The organism is Fulvivirga ulvae, from assembly GCF_021389975.1.
Taxonomy (GTDB): Bacteria; Bacteroidota; Bacteroidia; order Cytophagales; family Cyclobacteriaceae; genus Fulvivirga; species Fulvivirga ulvae.
The window spans coordinates 4,994,857-5,012,656 of record NZ_CP089981.1 but is presented as its reverse complement, the minus strand read 5'-3'; the positions used below and the strand labels follow the sequence as shown (position 1 = coordinate 5,012,656).

The 17,800-nt window shown below is 44.9% G+C and carries 11 protein-coding genes; 2 read left to right on the top strand and 9 right to left on the bottom strand.

Translation table 11 applies throughout. From position 1 onward, the window contains the following. Window positions 1-141 precede the first annotated feature (141 nt). From LVD17_RS21165 to LVD17_RS21155, 3 genes are all read right to left on the bottom strand, one after another. Entirely contained in the window at window positions 142-3,831 is a 3,690-nt protein-coding gene (locus LVD17_RS21165) for a 3-keto-alpha-glucoside-1,2-lyase-like domain-containing protein (protein WP_233761031.1), read from the bottom strand. Window positions 3,832-3,892: 61 nt separating this feature from the next. Further along, complete coding sequence (locus LVD17_RS21160) at window positions 3,893-4,945, bottom strand: sugar phosphate isomerase/epimerase family protein (RefSeq protein ID WP_233767979.1); 1,053 nt, start codon at window positions 4,943-4,945, stop codon at window positions 3,893-3,895. 24 nt (window positions 4,946-4,969) lie between these two features. Beyond that, window positions 4,970-6,109 (bottom strand): Gfo/Idh/MocA family protein, encoded by a 1,140-nt coding sequence (locus tag LVD17_RS21155; RefSeq protein WP_233767978.1) that lies wholly within the window; start codon window positions 6,107-6,109, stop codon window positions 4,970-4,972. A gap of 209 nt (window positions 6,110-6,318) precedes the next feature. Here LVD17_RS21155 and LVD17_RS21150 point away from each other — a divergent pair, with 209 nt between their 5' ends. Further along, a complete protein-coding gene (locus tag LVD17_RS21150; RefSeq protein ID WP_233761029.1) occupies window positions 6,319-7,545 on the top strand; it encodes a nucleoside permease in 1,227 nt (408 codons plus the stop codon). A 417-nt stretch (window positions 7,546-7,962) separates the two neighbouring features. Here the strand turns inward: LVD17_RS21150 and LVD17_RS21145 are convergent, their stop codons facing one another. From LVD17_RS21145 to LVD17_RS21120, 6 genes are all read right to left on the bottom strand, one after another. Beyond that, entirely contained in the window at window positions 7,963-8,877 is a 915-nt protein-coding gene (locus LVD17_RS21145) for an ROK family protein (protein WP_233761027.1), read from the bottom strand. A gap of 73 nt (window positions 8,878-8,950) precedes the next feature. Then, complete coding sequence (locus LVD17_RS21140) at window positions 8,951-10,603, bottom strand: glycoside hydrolase family 13 protein (RefSeq protein ID WP_233761025.1); 1,653 nt, start codon at window positions 10,601-10,603, stop codon at window positions 8,951-8,953. A 10-nt stretch (window positions 10,604-10,613) separates the two neighbouring features. Next, the gene (locus LVD17_RS21135; RefSeq protein WP_233761023.1) at window positions 10,614-12,245 is read right to left on the bottom strand and encodes a glycerol-3-phosphate dehydrogenase/oxidase; all 1,632 of its coding nucleotides are present in this window, start codon (window positions 12,243-12,245) and stop codon (window positions 10,614-10,616) included. A 2-nt stretch (window positions 12,246-12,247) separates the two neighbouring features. Next, window positions 12,248-13,738, bottom strand: a complete 1,491-nt coding sequence (glpK, locus tag LVD17_RS21130) for a glycerol kinase GlpK (protein ID WP_233761021.1) — start codon at window positions 13,736-13,738, stop codon at window positions 12,248-12,250. Window positions 13,739-13,746: 8 nt separating this feature from the next. Next, entirely contained in the window at window positions 13,747-14,556 is an 810-nt protein-coding gene (locus LVD17_RS21125) for an MIP/aquaporin family protein (protein WP_233761019.1), read from the bottom strand. Between the two features lie 95 nt (window positions 14,557-14,651). Then, complete coding sequence (locus LVD17_RS21120; protein ID WP_233761017.1) at window positions 14,652-16,235, bottom strand: sodium:solute symporter; 1,584 nt, start codon at window positions 16,233-16,235, stop codon at window positions 14,652-14,654. Window positions 16,236-16,604: 369 nt separating this feature from the next. Between LVD17_RS21120 and LVD17_RS21115 the strand changes: the two genes are divergently transcribed. Continuing rightward, window positions 16,605-17,537 (top strand): aldose 1-epimerase, encoded by a 933-nt coding sequence (locus LVD17_RS21115; protein WP_233761015.1) that lies wholly within the window; start codon window positions 16,605-16,607, stop codon window positions 17,535-17,537. The last annotated feature ends 263 nt before the right edge of the window (window positions 17,538-17,800 follow it).

The following is a 17,800-nucleotide window of genomic DNA, read 5'->3' as shown; positions in this document are numbered from 1 at the left end:
TTTGTTTGGTTTTGGGCTGCCTCTTACTGCCTTGCCGGATGGCAAGGCAGTATGGAACAACAGTTTCTGATTATGATATAGTTTTTATTTCATGGTAAGCCACTCCGGCACACATCCTATCCCTTGGTTAAGCCTTTGAACTTACAATTCCTTGATCTTAATGTTTCTGAACCACACTTTATCACCGTGGTCCTGCAGCGAAATATGGCCTTTTTTAGCTTTACCGAAGGCTGGCATATCCTTGAACTTACTGCCTTTAATCATTTCTTCCCATTCGGGTGTGTGCATCCGGAACTCCACCAGTTTATAACCATTCAGCCAATGCTCCACATGGCCATCTTTTGAAACGATCCTGGCATGGTTCCACTCCCCTCCCGGATTAACGGTAACGAACCGGGTGGCTATCATATCGTAAAGATCACCAGCCCTATGCATTTCAATACGTCCGTCGGGATGCTTGAGGTTATCAAGGATCTGCATCTCAGGTCCCGTCTGCCATACATACTCGTAATCGTCGTTTTCAACTACATTATAGATGACACCGCTATTACCTCCTTCTTCAACTTTCCAGTCCAGCATCAGTTCATAATCCTGATATTCCTTATCGGTGATGATATCTCCTCCACCTACTACCTGCCAGTCTTTTTTCTTCGAATTGTCAAGGTAAAGTGTACCATTGCCGGCTTTCCATGCTGAGCCAATCTTATCTTCTTTGAAGGTTCTCCATCCTGCTGTAGTCTTGCCATCAAAAAGCAGTTTCCATCCTTCGCTTTTCTCTTTTTCTGTTAACTGATTATGGGTCACTGGTTTTACCGGGTTTACAAAGCCGGGTTTATCCTGCGGGATATTGTTCATGGTGTACCAGCCTTCTGTAGTCCACAATGATTGCTTTTCATTGCTTGTGAATGGATTGACTATTCTGAAATGGACGACATGGTTAGCTTCCATTCCTTCAAGTTCGAGGAATATTTTTGTTCTGTCGTCAGACATATGCAGCGATTTAATATTCAACGTTTTGAGGTCAAGCTTAGGGCCTCCGTAATCTTCGGTAGGTTTGTAATACCATTGTTTGACCACATAATCATGAATATTCTGTCCCTGATCTGCCGCAATAGGCTGGGTAAACTCTACTTCAATACCGTTAGTCCTGGCTCTGATGGCCAACGGCTCAAATGCAGTTTTTCCGTTGTAGTGAAGCCTTTGTAAACCATGCCACAGCTTATCATTTTGCTGCCAGTTGCCGGGGTTACCAATGCCTCCGATATAAAGGTCACCATCAGGCCCCCACGTCAGGCGATTAACACCGGCTTCGAGTCCCTGAATAAACCTGAATACTGCTCCCTGATATTTTCCTTCTACCTGCTCTACGAACACTCTTTTCACACCTCCGTGAGTAACTTCTCCATGGATCATCTGGCCTTTGTAAGGGCCAAGATCGAGGTATGATGGTGTACTTGGTGAGTTGCCTATCTCATCCTGTGGGAGCCAAACCAAAGGTAATGTTTCCTGCAGATTGGCGGTACCTTCGAAATCGACAGCCCTGGAGCCATACCATGCACCTTCCTTTACATGTACAATCTTACTGGAAGGCAGCCAGTCTCCCTGATTATCGGCCACGAACAATTCTCCGTCAACACCAATGCCTATGCCATTGGGCGTTCTCAGTCCGTGGGCAATAAACTCTATGGAACCATCATCTTTTGATATTTTGATTACCTTGCCCCTGTCTGGGATCTGAGGGTGTGCACTGGCTCCTCCGGGCATAATGGCAATGGCCAGGGCGGCATAGAAATGGCCATCTTTGTATTCAAGACCAAAGGCAAACTCATGGAAGTTGGCTGATACTTTCCAATCATCGCTTACCGTCTGGTATTCATCGATCATCTCGTCGCCATTATGGTCTATAAGTTTGGTGAGTTCGTGCTTTTGAAGTACATATATCTCATCGTCAACTACTTTCAGGCCCAGTGGTTCGGCAAGTCCCGAGGCTATTTGTTTCACTTTCATTTGGGCAGGGTCTCCGGTGGCTACGCCTTCAACAATGTAGACAGGACCTACGGAGTCCCAGGTACATACAACAAGGCGGCCATCGGAAAGGAAGTCCATACCTCCGACACGAGGCTCAAAATCATCCGGACGTGCCTGGAACAGGTCAAATGCAGGGTGTACATCAACCAAAGGCTTCTGATCGCCAGGTATGCTCTTTTTCAGTTTTTCAGGTGCTATATAGGGTATCACTTCTTTAAACATATCATTGCGATGCTTTAGTGCGGAAGCGGGCACGACTGAAAATTTGTTATCTCCATATTTGGCCCACTGGAATGACAGTACTGCATTCCCTTTACCCTGGTTATACTCTATTTTCAGCTTGTTGGGCCCTTTTTGCAGGTAAACCTCTCCATCTTTAGCTTCAGGGTCATGAAAACCTGAATTATCTATAACCAGTTTGTCGTTTATATAAAGTTTTGAACCGTCATCAGAGACTAACCTGAATACATAGTTGGAAGTTTCTGCTACATCAACAAAGCCTTTGAATTCGATGTAAACATCTTCCCGAAGCTCTCCCATATCGCTGGCATTGTCGAAATGAATAGCGGGAACAACTCCTGAAGCCACAGGAGCAGTGGTTTTTACCAACTCATCAAACCCTGTGTTGTAATCATTCCAGATATAGGCATTTGCAGCCAGGCCGTCATTTAGCTCTTCTCCTCCGGCTTTAAAGGCTTCGTTCTGCTCATTGAGCTGTAGTTTTATTGATGCCACTCCCAACATAAGATCTTCTTCTTTGGCCTCTTGTTGTTCTTTGGGTGGCTCATTATCCAGAGAAAGGACATATGCCATCATTTTTTTGGCGTCAACCTCCTGCAAGTCAGGGTGGGCCGTCATGGGTACTTCACCCCAGTTGCCACTGCCTCCGTTTATTACCTTTTGGGCCAGGTCAATTGCCGAGGCCTCTGAGTTATCATATCGCTTGGCAATATCCAGGTAAGCAGGGCCTACGGTTTTTTTGGTTTCGTTATGGCAGGTTTTACAATCGCTGTTCTCGATAAGCTGCTTACCTTCCATTATCGGTCCTTCGGCCACAGCAGCTTTGGGCTCTGTTTCCTCTCCGGCCATTTCCTGATCAAATCCGGGATGGTAGTATACAGAAAGCTCGGTTTCACCATCGTTGCTAAGTACCAAAAGCCCGTCAACAGTGTGCGTAGAGCCGCTGGTATACATATCTTTCTTTTGATCAGTAACCTTAAATTCACCGGAAGTTTCATAATCCTTATCTTCCTTCATATTGGTAAGGCTGGTTTTCATGCCTACCTGTACGCCCTGGGGTACATTGGCTACCGAAAAGGTTCTTGACAGTCCATTTTGTCCTTTTTTAGAAGTATACTCAGGCACTTCTTCTACCTGAATAGCATTCCCCTGATCATCTTTCAGTTCATATTTAAAGTATACCTGACCATTTTTGAACTGGTATCCTTTAAAGTCTACTTCGGGTTTAACTTCTGCGCCATTTTTCAGAAGTACCCATTGGGTATCATTCAGCTTATTAGCATAGTAGGCATAGCCTTTGGCAGTTGGCTGCGGGCCATGTTTGGTGGTGTAGACGGCGCCATCAAAATTGACCCCTCCTTTCCATGCCTTATACAAGCCTCCATACCGGGCATCATAGGCCACATAAAGTTCATCATGCAGGGCTACTGTTATTATTCGGGGTTGTTCATCCAGTACCGAACGGAAGACCCACGGATTCCGGGGCCTTTCCCTTATCTTTTCTTCTTTGGTACATGAAATCAATGAAAATAGGGCGACAACAATTAGAAGTGTTTTCTTCATAGGTATAGTATTTTGCCACTTTTAATGGCAGTATTGTTGGTGATGGTATTTATAAATTTTGTCAGATACCAAGTATCTTGCGGTTCAGCTCGTCATTCGATTCCCCTCCTGCAAAATCATCAAATGCTTTTTGGGTAACCTCAATAATGTGGCTTTGAATAAACGGCGCTCCTTCTCTGGCTCCCTGCTCCGGGGACTTGATGCAACACTCCCACTCCATCACTGCCCATCCTCCGTAGCCGTATTGGGATAGTTTGCTAAATATTCCTGTAAAATCTACCTGACCGTCTCCCAATGACCTGAAACGTCCGGGACGATCTCCCCAGGACTGATATCCTCCATAAACACCACTTTTACCGTTGTAGTTATACTCGGCATCTTTAACATGGAACATGCGGATGAACGCATGGTAGTGATCAATAAGCTGGAGGTAGTCTAACTGCTGTAAAACAAAATGGCTTGGGTCAAACAGCAACTTCACGCGAGGGTGTTTGTTGGTGGCTTCTACAAACCGCTCGAAGGTGATGCCATCGTGCAGATCTTCACCTGCATGCACTTCGTAGCAAAGGTCTACGCCATGTTCGTCAAATACATTCAGAATAGGCTCCCATCGTTTGGCCAATTCCTTAAAACCGGCCTCCACCAACCCGTCAGGTCTTTGGGGCCATGGGTACATGAACGGCCAGAGCAAAGCTCCTGAAAAGGTCGCATGCACGTCAATACCCAGGTTCTGACTGGCTTTCGCGGCCATTTTCACCTGATCAGCAGCCCATTTTTGTCTTTCCGCAGGATTGCCTCTCAGCTCCGCAGGTGCGAATACATCAAACATGGTGTCATATGCCGGGTGCACTGCTACCAACTGCCCCTGTTGATGGGTGGAAAGCTCAGTTACCTGCATACCACATTGCTCTACAGTACCTTTAATTTCATCGGTATAGGTCTTGCTTTCGGCAGCCTTTTTCAGGTCAAAGCAGCGCTTGTCCCAGGTAGGGATCTGCACTCCTTTGTAGCCTAACTCCGATGCCCATTTACAAATGTTGTTGAGATTGTTGAATGGTGGCTCGTCATCAAGAAATTGTGCCAGAAATATTGCCGGTCCTTGTATGGTTTTCATCATTGTTGTTGGTTTTGAAGTGGTTTACATCTTAATCCACTGGTTCTTCTTTTCTGTTGATTCAACTACTTTATCTATAAAGGTCATGCCCATTACACCATCGTTCACATCAGGGAAGTCATAAATCTCCAGATCAGGTTTTTCTCCTGCGCTTACTGCCCTGATGGCAAAGGCAAAATTTCTGTAGATGTTGGCAAATGCCTCCAGATAGCCTTCGGGATGTCCGGAGGGAAGCCTTGTGTTTTTCCGTGAGGCTTCTGACAGGTACTCATTATTTACACCGGTACGCAGTATTTCTTTGGGCCTGTCTGTCCATTTTAACTGTAGTGTGTTGGCATCGGTGTGGTTCCACTCCACTCCTCCTTTTTCTCCATAAACGCGAAGTTTCAGGTTATTTTCTTCTCCGGCAGCTACCTGGCTTGCAATCAATACACCGGATGCGCCGTTGTCAAACCGAAGGAGAACGGCACCGTCATCATCCAGCTCGCGGCCATCAACTACTTTATTGAGGTCTGCACATACATTGCTTATGGCCAGTCCACTCACATATTCGGCAAGGTGAGCGGCATGCGTGCCAATATCCCCCATACAGCCACTTTTTCCAGATCGGGAAGGATCTGTCCTCCACGACGCCTGTTTTTGACCCTCTTTCTCGATATTATCGGTAAGCCAGCCCTGAGGGTATTCAACATATATTTTCCTGATTTCCCCCAGCCTGCCCTGTTTTATAAGGTTTCTGGCTTCTTTGACCATAGGATAACCGCTATAGGTGTGGGTTAGTCCGAAAAGCAGGCCTGTTTTATCCACGAGTTCTTTAAGTTCGAGGGCTTCATCCAGAGAAAAGCATAAAGGTTTGTCGGACATGACATGGAACCCGTGCTCCAGGGCCATTTTGGCTGGCCCGAAATGCAGGTGGTTGGGTGTAACTATAGATATGAAGTCCATTCGTTCTCCTTCCGGCAACCGGCTTTCTTTTTCTATCATTTGCTCCCAGCTATCATATACCCGCTGCTCATCCAGGTACAATGCCTGACCGGTTTGTTTTGACTTTTCGGGATTGCTGCTGAAAGCCCCGCAAACCAGTTCTATTTCCTGATCCAGTGCGGCAGCATTTCTATGTACTGCTCCAATAAAAGCATCTGCTCCGCCCCCTACCATACCCATTTTAATCTTGCGGTTTTTCTTTGCCATAGGCTTGTTTTAGGAATAAAAAATTAGGTAAAAAAACAGGCGTTTTTCAGCCGTTACCGGGTCAATATAAAAATTATGAGTGACTTTAAAAATGTAATTTCTGATGCAAACGTTTGCGGCAGATGATGAATTTGCAGATTTTAAAATTAAAGGTTATTATCCGGTTCAAAACCTCTAAAACTATGAATAAAACGATCCTTCCCAGGCTAAGTACCATGATGTTTTTGCAGTTTTTTGTATGGGGCGCCTGGTATGTAACTATTGGAAATTATATGACTGCCCATGGTATGGCAGACCTTACTCACTGGCCATATACCGTTAACCCTATAGCTGCCATCATTGCTCCCTTTTTCCTGGGCATGATCGCTGACAGGTATTTTGCTACAGAGCGGGTGCTGGGCGTGCTACACTTGCTGGGGGCAGCTATTATGTTCTATGTACCGCAGACTACGGATAACCCTACCCTTTTCATTACCATGCTGCTGGCCTATAATTTATGTTATATGCCTACGCTGGGACTGACTAATTCCCTTGCATTTCATAATATTCAGGACCAGGAAAGACAGTTTCCGGTAGTAAGGGTGTTTGGGACCATCGGGTGGATTGCGGCCGGTCTTTTTATTAGCTATGTTCTTATATATTTTGTAACGGACAGGTTGCCTGATACTACTCCGCTACCACTTTACACAACAGCGTTTTCCAGTGTATTGCTGGGACTTTATAGCTTCACTTTGCCTCATACGCCTCCACCGGCAAAAGGCGAAAAAACTTCATTGAGAAGTATACTGGGGATTGATGCTTACCATTATTTAAAGAGTAAATCTTTCATTGTATTCCTGATCAGTTCTTTTCTGATCAGTATTCCTTTAGCGGCTTATTACAATTTCGCTCCCATTTTTGTGAACTACACCGGTTTTGAGCGTCCTGCGGCTACCATGTCTCTTGGGCAGGTTTCCGAGGTGGTTTTTATGCTTTTGATGCCTTTGTTTTTTGTGAGGCTGGGTGTTAAAAAGATGTTGCTCCTGGGTATGGGTGCCTGGGTGTTACGCTATGCATTTTTTGCTTTTTCAGCACCTGATGGTGTATTCTGGATGGTAATAACCGGTGTTTTGCTTCATGGTATCTGCTATGATTTCTTCTTTGTTACCGGCCAGGTGTATGTGGATAAAAAATCGACGGCCAAAATCCGTGGGCAGGCTCAGGGATTTTTGGTGTTTATCACGTATGGTGTGGGTATGCTTATTGGCGCCCAGATTGCGGGTGAGGTATATAATAGTTTCCTCGGTACAGCGGAAGCTCTTACTCCGTCTCAATGGAATAATTTCTGGCTGATCCCTTGTGCTTTTGCCGGGACTATTATGTTGTTTTTCGGATTGTTGTTTAAGGATAAGGTTGATAAGAAGCAGTAGCCAGTAGGCAATCGGCAGGGGCGGTAGGAAAAATTGATGGTATCGGAGAAAAGTGGACTGCCTGAGGACAGTCCACGGTGTGGGTGGTATGGCCACACCCGGTAGCGGGCTTTAGGTTAGCTTTTGCACGAATGCCCTCTCCGACACGGAGATGGAGTTTTGACTTTTGTTATTGTTCTGTTTTTTGACGTATGATGTTTATCATACTCTATAAAATGACACGAATTACGCCTAGAACCCGTCATTCCTGAATTTTCGTGTATGCGTGTGATTTTATGCAGAAGTACATTGAAAATATCAGGAATCTCCCGGATCGTAGCAGTGCAAAAACCTTCGTCAGTACACTTAATGGAGGGATTCCAAATATTCGCTGCGCTGCATTTGGAATGACTTGGTAGGCGTTAGGCGGTGGTGAGCCTAACCCACCAGTAAAGCTGCGCCGAAAACTCCTGCACTATCGCCTAGTTTGGGCTTCACTATCGGGGTTTTGAGACCGGTGTTGAAGGTGTATTTTTCGGCTTCTTTAACGCCTTCGGTGTAAAGTATGCCTATGTTCCCTACTCCTCCTCCGAGTACAATCACGTCAGGGTCCAGTATATTGATGATGTTGGAAATGCCCAGGCCAAAGAAATGAGCGAGCCTTTCCTGAGTGGCTACAGCATGTTTGTCTCCGTCTCGCCGGGTTACGATGTCTTTTAGTTTTACGTGTGTGCCTGATATTTGCTCGTAGTATCGCTCCAGGGCCGGGCCGGAAATAACAGTTTCCACGCAGCCTGTTTTGCCACAGTAGCATTTCCCTCCGGTGGCATCCAGGAAGTTGTGCCCCCACTCTCCTGCTATACCCTGATGCCCGTTGATGACTTTGCCGTTCACCACTATGCCTCCTCCTACTCCTGTTCCCATGATCACACCGAAAACAACTTCTGCATCTGGGTTGACATCCTGCACCACTCCTAGTTTGGTTTCTGCCAGGGCAAAACAGTTTGCATCATTGGCCATTTTCACTTCAATACCTAAAACATCCTCCAAATCTTGCTTGAAGGGCTGTCCGTTAAGGCTTGTGGAATTGCTGTTTTTCAATAACCTGGTTTGTGGATCCAGATTTCCCGGGGTGCCTATGCCCAGGATTGAGGGAGAGCTTTTCACTTCAGCAGACATCAGATCGATCAGCTCTTTGATCCTGTTCAGGATGTGCTTGTACCCTTTAGAAGCCTCGGTGGCTATACGGGTGCGGCACAGCACTTCTGATATGTTGACAGAATCAATAACCACTCCTTCTATTTTAGTGCCGCCAAGGTCAATGCCCCATAGTTTGTTGTTGTCTTTTGCCATTTTTTATATAATGATAACCCTGTTCAAATATAATATCCGATACAGGAGTTACTTGTAATTTTTAATATTAAGCTTAATTCACTTTGAACAGTTTGGCTTCCCACGGTCTCATCACAGGGGTTTCATTTACACTCTGATAGTTGTTCATTTGTAATTCCAGACTCTTTCCAACTTTTTCAGTGAATGATCGCTCGTTATCTGAAAAGTTTAAAACTACAAGAAAATGTCCATCACTATCAAATCTTTCATAGGCGTATATGTTCGGATTATCCTTGAGCAAACATTTGTAATCACCATAAATTAATGTTGGATGTTCCTTTCTAAAGGCTATCATTTTACGGTAGTAATTCAGGATGGAATCATCATCATTTTGCTGAGCCTCCACATTGATATCTTTACGGTTAGGGTTTGCTTTTAACCAGGGTTCAACGGCTGAAAATCCACCATGTTCTGTGGCATCCCATTGCATTGGGGTTCTTGCATTGTCTCTGCTTTGCAGATGAACCAGCTTCATAAAATCATCCATGGGCTTACCTGCCGCTTCGGCTTCTTTCCAACTGTTCAGGGTTTCGATATCGCGATAGTCGTCGATGGAGAGGTGGGCCACATTGGTCATACCGATCTCGTCTCCCTGATAGATGTAGGTAGTGCCGCGCATAGAGAGTAAGAGGGTAGCCAATAGCTTGGCTGACTGCTTCCAATAGGCTTTATCGTTTCCAAAACGAGATACTATCCTCGGGAAATCGTGATTGCCCAGAAATATGCTTCCCCATCCTTTGCCTTTGAGCTTTTCGTCCCAGGCAGTGAATACATTCTTAAAATCTACGAGATCCCATTCCACAGGGTCATATTTCCCGCCGGGGCCGTTATCCATAAACATGTGGCCAAAGTGGAAGATCATATTCAGCTCTTCTCCCGATTCCTCCACATAGTTGATGCCATGATCAAGATCAATACCAGGGCCTTCACCCACAGTCATGATATCATATTTGGAAAGAACTTCCCGATGCATTTCTTTTAGAAACTCGTGTACCCGCGGGCCGTTGGCATAGTAGCGGTTAATAATAGTATTGAAATCTTTGATGTCCGAATCAGGAAAATCAGTCCTTTTGGACAATAGCGATACAACATCCATTCTGAATCCATCAATGCCCTTATCGAACCAGAATTTCATAATGTCATGCATTTCCTGCCGTACTTTAGGGTTTTCCCAGTTGAGGTCAGGTTGTTTCTTTGAGAAAAGGTGCAGGTAGTATTCTTCCGTGGCAGGATCATATTCCCAAACGCTGCCACCAAAGAATGAAGGCCAGTTGGTGGGCGGCTGCCCGTTTTTGGCAGGCTTCCAATAGTAATAGTCACGGTAAGGGTTATCTTTTGACTTCCTCGATTCCCGGAACCAGAAGTGCTCGTCAGAGCTATGGTTAGGCACAATATCCATCACCAGTTTCATGTTCCGTTGGTGGACACCTTTGAGCAGACTCTCAAAATCGCTCATAGTGCCGAATTCATCCATAATATCACGATAATCACTGATATCATATCCATTGTCATCATTTGGAGACTTGTAGACCGGACATACCCATATAATATCCACGCCGAGTGATTTGATATAATCCAGCTTATTTATTATTCCGGGAATGTCACCGACTCCATCGTTATTGGAATCGTTGAAACTCCGTGGGTAGATCTGGTATACTACACTTTCCTTCCACCAGGTTCTTTGCATATTACTTCAGTTATTTAATGGGATCAAAATGTGAGGCTTCATGAATCGCCTGCTCTATGTTCTTAATTTCTGTAACAAGCCTCTCCCCACTCCAGCTAAATTGGTTCTGCATGTATTTGGACAGGAGCTTGTAATTAGCCTTAACACTTTCAATGTCAAAGTAAAGTTTGCCAGTCCTTCGTATGAAAAAATCACATAGCGTATTGACGAGCTCATTTTCTATGCAATATTGACACTCTGCCTCCAACAATGCATACGGGGTTTTATCTCTTCGTTTTTTTAATATCTCCTCGGTTTGGGTACCATAATTTCCGACAAGGTAATTTGCCTCTGCCTGGTCTATTTCGTCCTCCAGCGATTGGGTGTAGCGTTTAATGGACAGGGCATCCATAAACTTTCCTCCTCCCAAAGGGATCTCATTGGTGCGACATGATCCAAGTTCTTTCGAGAGGCCTTTATCTTTGAGTTTTTTAATGGCCAGATCGGTGACCCTTTCTGCCATTTTCCTGTAGCCGGTGAGCTTCCCTCCTGCAATAGAGATCAGGCCGGTATCCGAAACAAAAATTTCGTCTTTGCGCGACAATTCAGAAGCTGATTTCCCCTCTTCGTGGATTAACGGACGCAATCCGGCCCAACTGGATCTGACATCCCTAATGTTAATATCCGAGTCAGGAAAAGCATGATTTACAGCATCAATGAGATACTCTACATCTTCCCTGTTAGTCAATACATGCTCTTTGTTGCCAAAATAATCGGTATCAGTGGTTCCGATATAGGTAATTTTTCCTCTGGGTATGGCGAAGATCATACGGCCATCCGGCACATCAAAATATACGGCTTGCTTTACGGGCAGCTTTTCATGATCGACCACAATATGTACTCCTTTAGTAAGATGGAGTCGTTTTCCTTCCAGAGAGTGATCCTTCTTTCTTATCTCGTCGACCCAGGGGCCGGTGGCACTTACCACGAGGTCGGCACTGATTTCAAAGCTATTGCCATTGAGTTTATCACTGGCTTTTACACCTGTCACCCGGTTGTTGTGGTAAGTTAACTCAAGGGCTTCTACATAGTTGAGGCATGTGGCACCAAAATGGGCTGCGGCTTTCATCACTTCTATCGTGAGCCGGGCATCGTCAGTGCGATATTCTGCATAAATGCCAGCTCCCTCCAGGTTTTTCTTATCCAGTAAGGGCTCCTTCGACAAAGCCTCTTCCCTGTCCAGCATTTTCCTTTGGTCTGCACTTTGTACATCGGCCAGCACATCGTAGACCATGAGGCCAAATGAGGTAAGCAGTTTGCCAAAATTGCCTCCTTTGATCAGGGGTAGGAGCATTTTTTCGGCTGTTACCAGATGTGGGGCCAGCCGGTGAAGTGTGGCCCGTTCCCTGCCTACTTCTCTCACAAGGGCTATTTCAAATTGCTTGAGGTATCTTAAACCTCCGTGGATCAGCTTTGTGGAGCGGCTACTGGTACCGGATGCAAAGTCTTCCTTTTCTACCAAAGCCACTCTAATGCCTCTTGAAGCAGCATCCAGAGCTATCCCCACACCGGTTATTCCTCCTCCGATAACCAGCAGGTCAAACCGGGAGGATTGCAGGTCATTTAATAAGATAGAGCGATCCAGCGCTGACAAGGTGATCATAACTACTCTTCTTCAATCCAGTTCATCGTACGTTTAACGGCCTCCTGCCATTTTTTGTATAATCTTTCACGGGTCTTGTTATCAAGCATGGGCTTAAAAACCCGGTCTATTTTCTGGAGCTTTGCCAGATCTTCCTGTTTCCACATCCCAATACCAATACCTGCCAGGTAAGCCGCACCCTGAGCCGTAGATTCGATTACTTCTGGCCTCACCACTTCCACGCCTAGTATATCTGCCTGAAATTGCATCAGATAATTATTGGCAACTGCGCCGCCATCAACTTTCAAGGATTTGAGGTCAACTTTAGAGTCTTTTTGCATGGCTTCCAGTATATCACGCGTCTGATAGGCAAGTGAATCCAGTGTTGCTTTTACCAGGTGCCGTGTATCGGTATCACGGGTAAGGCCGAAAATGGCCCCGCGCGCGTACATGTCCCAATAAGGTGCCCCCAGACCTACGAAGGCCGGTACTACAAACACATCTTCTGTTTCTTTGACTTCTTCTGCCATGGCTTCGGTTTCCATGGTATCTTTAATCAACTTCAGACCGTCACGTAGCCATTGCACTGCTGCTCCGGCCACAAACACACTACCCTCCAGTGCGTAGTGAACTTTTCCGTCAACACCATAAGCTATGGTGGTAATCAACCCGTTTTCCGACAGTTGCAACTTGTCTCCGGTATTCATGAGCATAAAACAGCCGGTGCCGTATGTATTCTTTGCCATACCTACCTCACAGCAGGCCTGACCAAACAGGGCTGCCTGCTGATCTCCCGCAATACCTGTTATGGGTATCTCCTCTCCGCCAAATTCCCATACGCCAAAATGTGCTGCTGAGGGTTTAACCTCCGGAAGCAAAGATTTGTTTACCCTGAGTAAATCTGTCAGCTCTGTATCCCACTTTAGCAGGTTGATATCGTAAAGCATTGTGCGGGAGGCGTTTGTATAATCCGTTACGTGTTGTTTGCCTTTGGTAAGGTTCCATACAAGCCAGGTGTCTACAGTGCCGAACAGCAGTTCCCCGGCATCTGCTTTATCCCGTGCTCCGGGTACATTGTCCAGTATCCACTGGATCTTGGTGGCGGAAAAATAGGAGTCAATTACCAAACCGGTCTTTTCTCTGACCATATTTTCCAGGCCTTTTTGCTTTAGTTCGTTGCATATGGAGCTGGTACGCTTATCCTGCCATACAATGGCTTTATGGATCGGCTTACCGGTGGCTTTCTCCCAGACTATGGCGGTTTCACGCTGGTTGGTAATGCCTAATGCTGCAATTTGATTTGGCTTGACCTTTTGATTGGTGATCAGTGCAGTTAATACTTCAAGCTGGGTCTCCCATATTTCCCGGGCATCGTGCTCGACCCACCCCGGCTTTGGAAAGTACTGTTTAAACTCTTGCTGCTCAATGGCCAACAATTCTCCTTTATCATTAAAAAGCACGGCCCTCGAACTGGTAGTACCCTGATCCAGGGCTATGATGTATTTGTCCGCCATAAACTATTTTATTTTTGCATTTTAACTTTTTTCTTCTGATCCTGTACTATGGCATAAACTGCCGACAAAACGGCCAGGCCTATTATTACAAAATATGCCGGTTCCATTTGCTGATCAAACAATATCCTGTATAGTACGGCACCCAATATGCCTCCTAAAACAGGAGCAATGACCGGCACCCAGGCGTAGGCCCAATCGGAGGTTCCTTTGCCTCTAATGGGCAGGAAAAAATGGGCTAATCGCGGCCCCAGATCCCTTGCCGGGTTGATGGCAAAACCGGTAGTGCCGCCAAGTCCAAGCCCAATCACCATTACCAGGCCACCTATGACTAATGGGTTCAGCCCTTCCGTGAATTTATTGGCTCCTACGAACAGTATCCCCATCACCAGGATCATGGTTGCGATCATTTCACTTACAAAGTTGGCTGCGTAGGAGCGAATGGCCGGGGCTGTACAAAACACGGCCAGCTTGGCTGCCTTATCCTCCGTTTTGTTCCAGTGCGGCAGGTAATGAAGCCAGACAATAACCCCTCCCGTAAATGCGCCAAGGATTTGAGACAGGACATAGCCGGGCACCTTGCTCCAGGGAAACTCTCCTATGAACGCCAGCCCGACGGTGACTGCCGGATTGATATGAGCGGCACTGATATTTCCTACAGCATAGATGGCAAAGGCAACGGCCAGCCCCCAGGCTACGACTATTACCAGCCATCCGGCTCCTTCCGAAATTGTACCTTTTAAAACAACACCTGCTACTACACCTCCACCAAAGATGATTAGCAACATGGTTCCGATAAATTCTCCCAGATATACAGACATAGCGATCAATTTACCAAAAGGAAATGAAAAATACCCGGGTCACCTAAATTAATCTGCATAACGACTTTCATATCTGATGCCATTGCTCTGAGCCTCTAATAGACGATCAAAATTATACCTACTATAATAACCAGGATCAAAGCGTGTATCCTGTAATTCTTGTACCACGCCAGCTTGCTCAGCTCCAGCGTTTCCGCCCTGTACTCGCCTATTGACCAGACAGTATTTTTCAGCACCTCATCAGACTGGCGCTTCCCAAACATTGACCCCACTACCATAGCTATACAACTCAAAAAGAAGTGCAAACCGGTCATGTAAAGGAAGTGTGGTTTCCATGCGGCATCGTTGAATATAATGGAAAAGAGCGTAATTACTGAGCCTACCATTATAGTCCAGCGGGCACCGGTGGTATTGGCACCTTTCCAGAACAGTCCCATTATGAAAAGGGCAATGATCGGTGGGCAGAACCATGACAATGCCTGCTGCAGGTAATCCCACAATTTCTCAAAATGGATAATTTGTGGTGCCCAGGCTGTAGCAATCACCATAACTATAAAAGTTACCCAGCGCCCCATTTTCATAAGTTGTTCCGTAGTTTTTTCAGGCCATATTTTGGTAATAAAGTCCATAGTTACCAATGTGGATACCGAGTTAAGTCCTGAATCTATGCTGGACATTAAAGCTGCGATAAAGCCCGCGAGCACGAGTCCTAATATTCCGGTAGGTAACAGGTCGAACAGCATGGTTGGGTATAAGGTATCTACTTTATCAATTTCCGGGTAGATGACTCTGGCAAATGCTCCGGGAAATATCATGATAAACAAAATGGAAATCTTCAAAAGACCGGCAAACATAGATCCCCACTGACCATGCAGTGTGGTTCTGGAAGCCAGGGCCCTTTGGGTAATGTATTGGTTGGTGCCCCAAAAATAGAAGCCTAACAGAAATACTCCTGTAAACAATCCCGGCCAGGGTAGCTCAGGGTCTGAAGTTGACCTGACAATATCAAAATGATCAGGGTCGGTAACCTTCATCACTTCTGCAAAACCACCTGAGGCATCCCATGCATAATAGGTAATAAGCATACTGCCAAAAATCAGGATCACGGCCTGAATGGCATCGGTGTAAACCACGGCGCTTAAACCTCCTGAGATAGTGTACAAACCGGCAATTACTGCCAAAACAGATATGATCACCCAGAGCTCAAACTGTGGAAATATAAGCTGAATGAGTATACCTCCGGCGTATAATGTGGCTGCTACATCCACTATTACATTAAGTATAATGGCTATGGCTGACGCATAAGCACGGGTAAAGTAATCAAAACGGTTGTTGAGGTATTCGGGTACAGTATAAATTTTATTTTTAAGGTAGAACGGAAGAAAAAAAACAGCAAATATGATCAGTACAAATACGGCCATCCATTCGTAGCTAAAAACGGAAAAACCGGTCACGTAACCGGAACCGGTGAGACCCACCAGCGAGTTACTGCTCATGTTTGATGCAAAAAGAGAAAAGCCAATCAGCGGCCAGGTGAGATTTCTGCCAGCGAGAAAGTAGTCTTCGGCATCTTTATGCTTTGACCCGAAGTAGAGCCCAAGCAGGACAACAAACAGCAGGTAAAAGACAACAATGCCTATGTCTACGGGCTGTAGTTTATCGTAAAAGTTCATTTCCATAACATGTAAGGGTAAGTTGAAAAATGGTGGCAGGCTTCAGGTTAAACAATGAGATGAAATGCATTAAAATAAAGGTTATGTACAAAAACATTATCCAGCCTCAAAGCCCGACCCGAATGTTAATAATAAGAATAATAAGCAGGTTTTCATAAATATTGGACCTACAATTTTAGCATCATAAAAACGCAATCGTTTGCGGAAAAAATATGAGTTTTTGCCTGAGTCTATTTAGAAAAAATACTTTTATATTTCGTTTTTCGAGCTTAGGACAGCACCTACATTCGAAATAAAAAGTATAACCAATAATTAAATAAATACAATAAAATCCGGGTGGATCCTGTATGAGGGAGGCCTATTTAAATCAAGTGAATGTTTGAATTATCGCAATACCGTTTTGGCAAATTTGAAGTTATTAAATTGTTTCATCAGGAGAAGAATATAGGGTTAGAGGTCATACCTGAATTCGGAGCCCGCCTGAACAGCCTGAAAGTATCTTCTGATTCCGTCTCCGGCATTGAGGTGATTGATGGGTTTTCTTCTGAAGAAGATATTTTTAATGATACTTATTACAAAAGCGCTTTCCTGTTCCCTTTCCCTAACCGCCTTAAGGACGGTACATTTTCGGAAAACGGTGTGACCTACAGCTTCCCTCTTAACGAAAGGATAAGGCATAATGCCATACACGGCTTTATTGCTGATCTGCCTTTTGAGGTAGAATACATCAATACTACTGTAGAACATGCGGAAATCAGGCTGATTCTCAACCAAACAACTCCATTAAAATATTATCCTTTTACTTTCAGGTTTACTGTAACCTATAAAATCAACAGCAGATCTGATTTTGAAGTAAGCATAAACGTGAAGAATACTTCCTCCTCCAATATGCCTTTTGGGCTAGGCTGGCATCCTTACTTTACATTCCCTGAGTGGACCGGCGTAAAGCTTAAGGTTAGTGAAGTAGACCAGGTAGAGCTCAATGAAAGGGCGCTTCCATCAGGCAATGTAAAAAGCTACTCTGCCCTCTCTACTTTTAAGGAGGTTGATGAAATTCAACTTGACGATTGCTTTGTGCTAAAATGCAAAGACCGCAATATAGCCCACCTGCAAAACGGGCTGGCCTGCCTGACCATGTGGCGCGATGTAGACACTATTCCTTATCTGCAATTGTACACTCCTGGTAGAAATTGCATCGCCATTGAACCTATGACATGTAATGTTGATGCCCTGAACAATAAAATGGGCATGATAAGCCTTGAATCTGGCGGTAGTTATACTACGTCTTTCGGGACTTCGGTTTGTTAATTGGTTTTCTGGTTTCTGATTACTGGTTGAAAGTTCACTTGGTTACTCTATAACAGTTCACTGATTACTGGACGCTATCTGGCTGCCGCTTCTGCAGATTGTCTGCTTATTTTCACCCGCCTACCCAATTTCAATTGATAATTATTTATAGTGGTTTTCAAATCTTTCAAGTGTAAGTTTATATTAACTTAAATATATATACTATACAAATATTTTGTAAATTTATAATTAAACATATTAAATTTATAATTCACCTAACCACT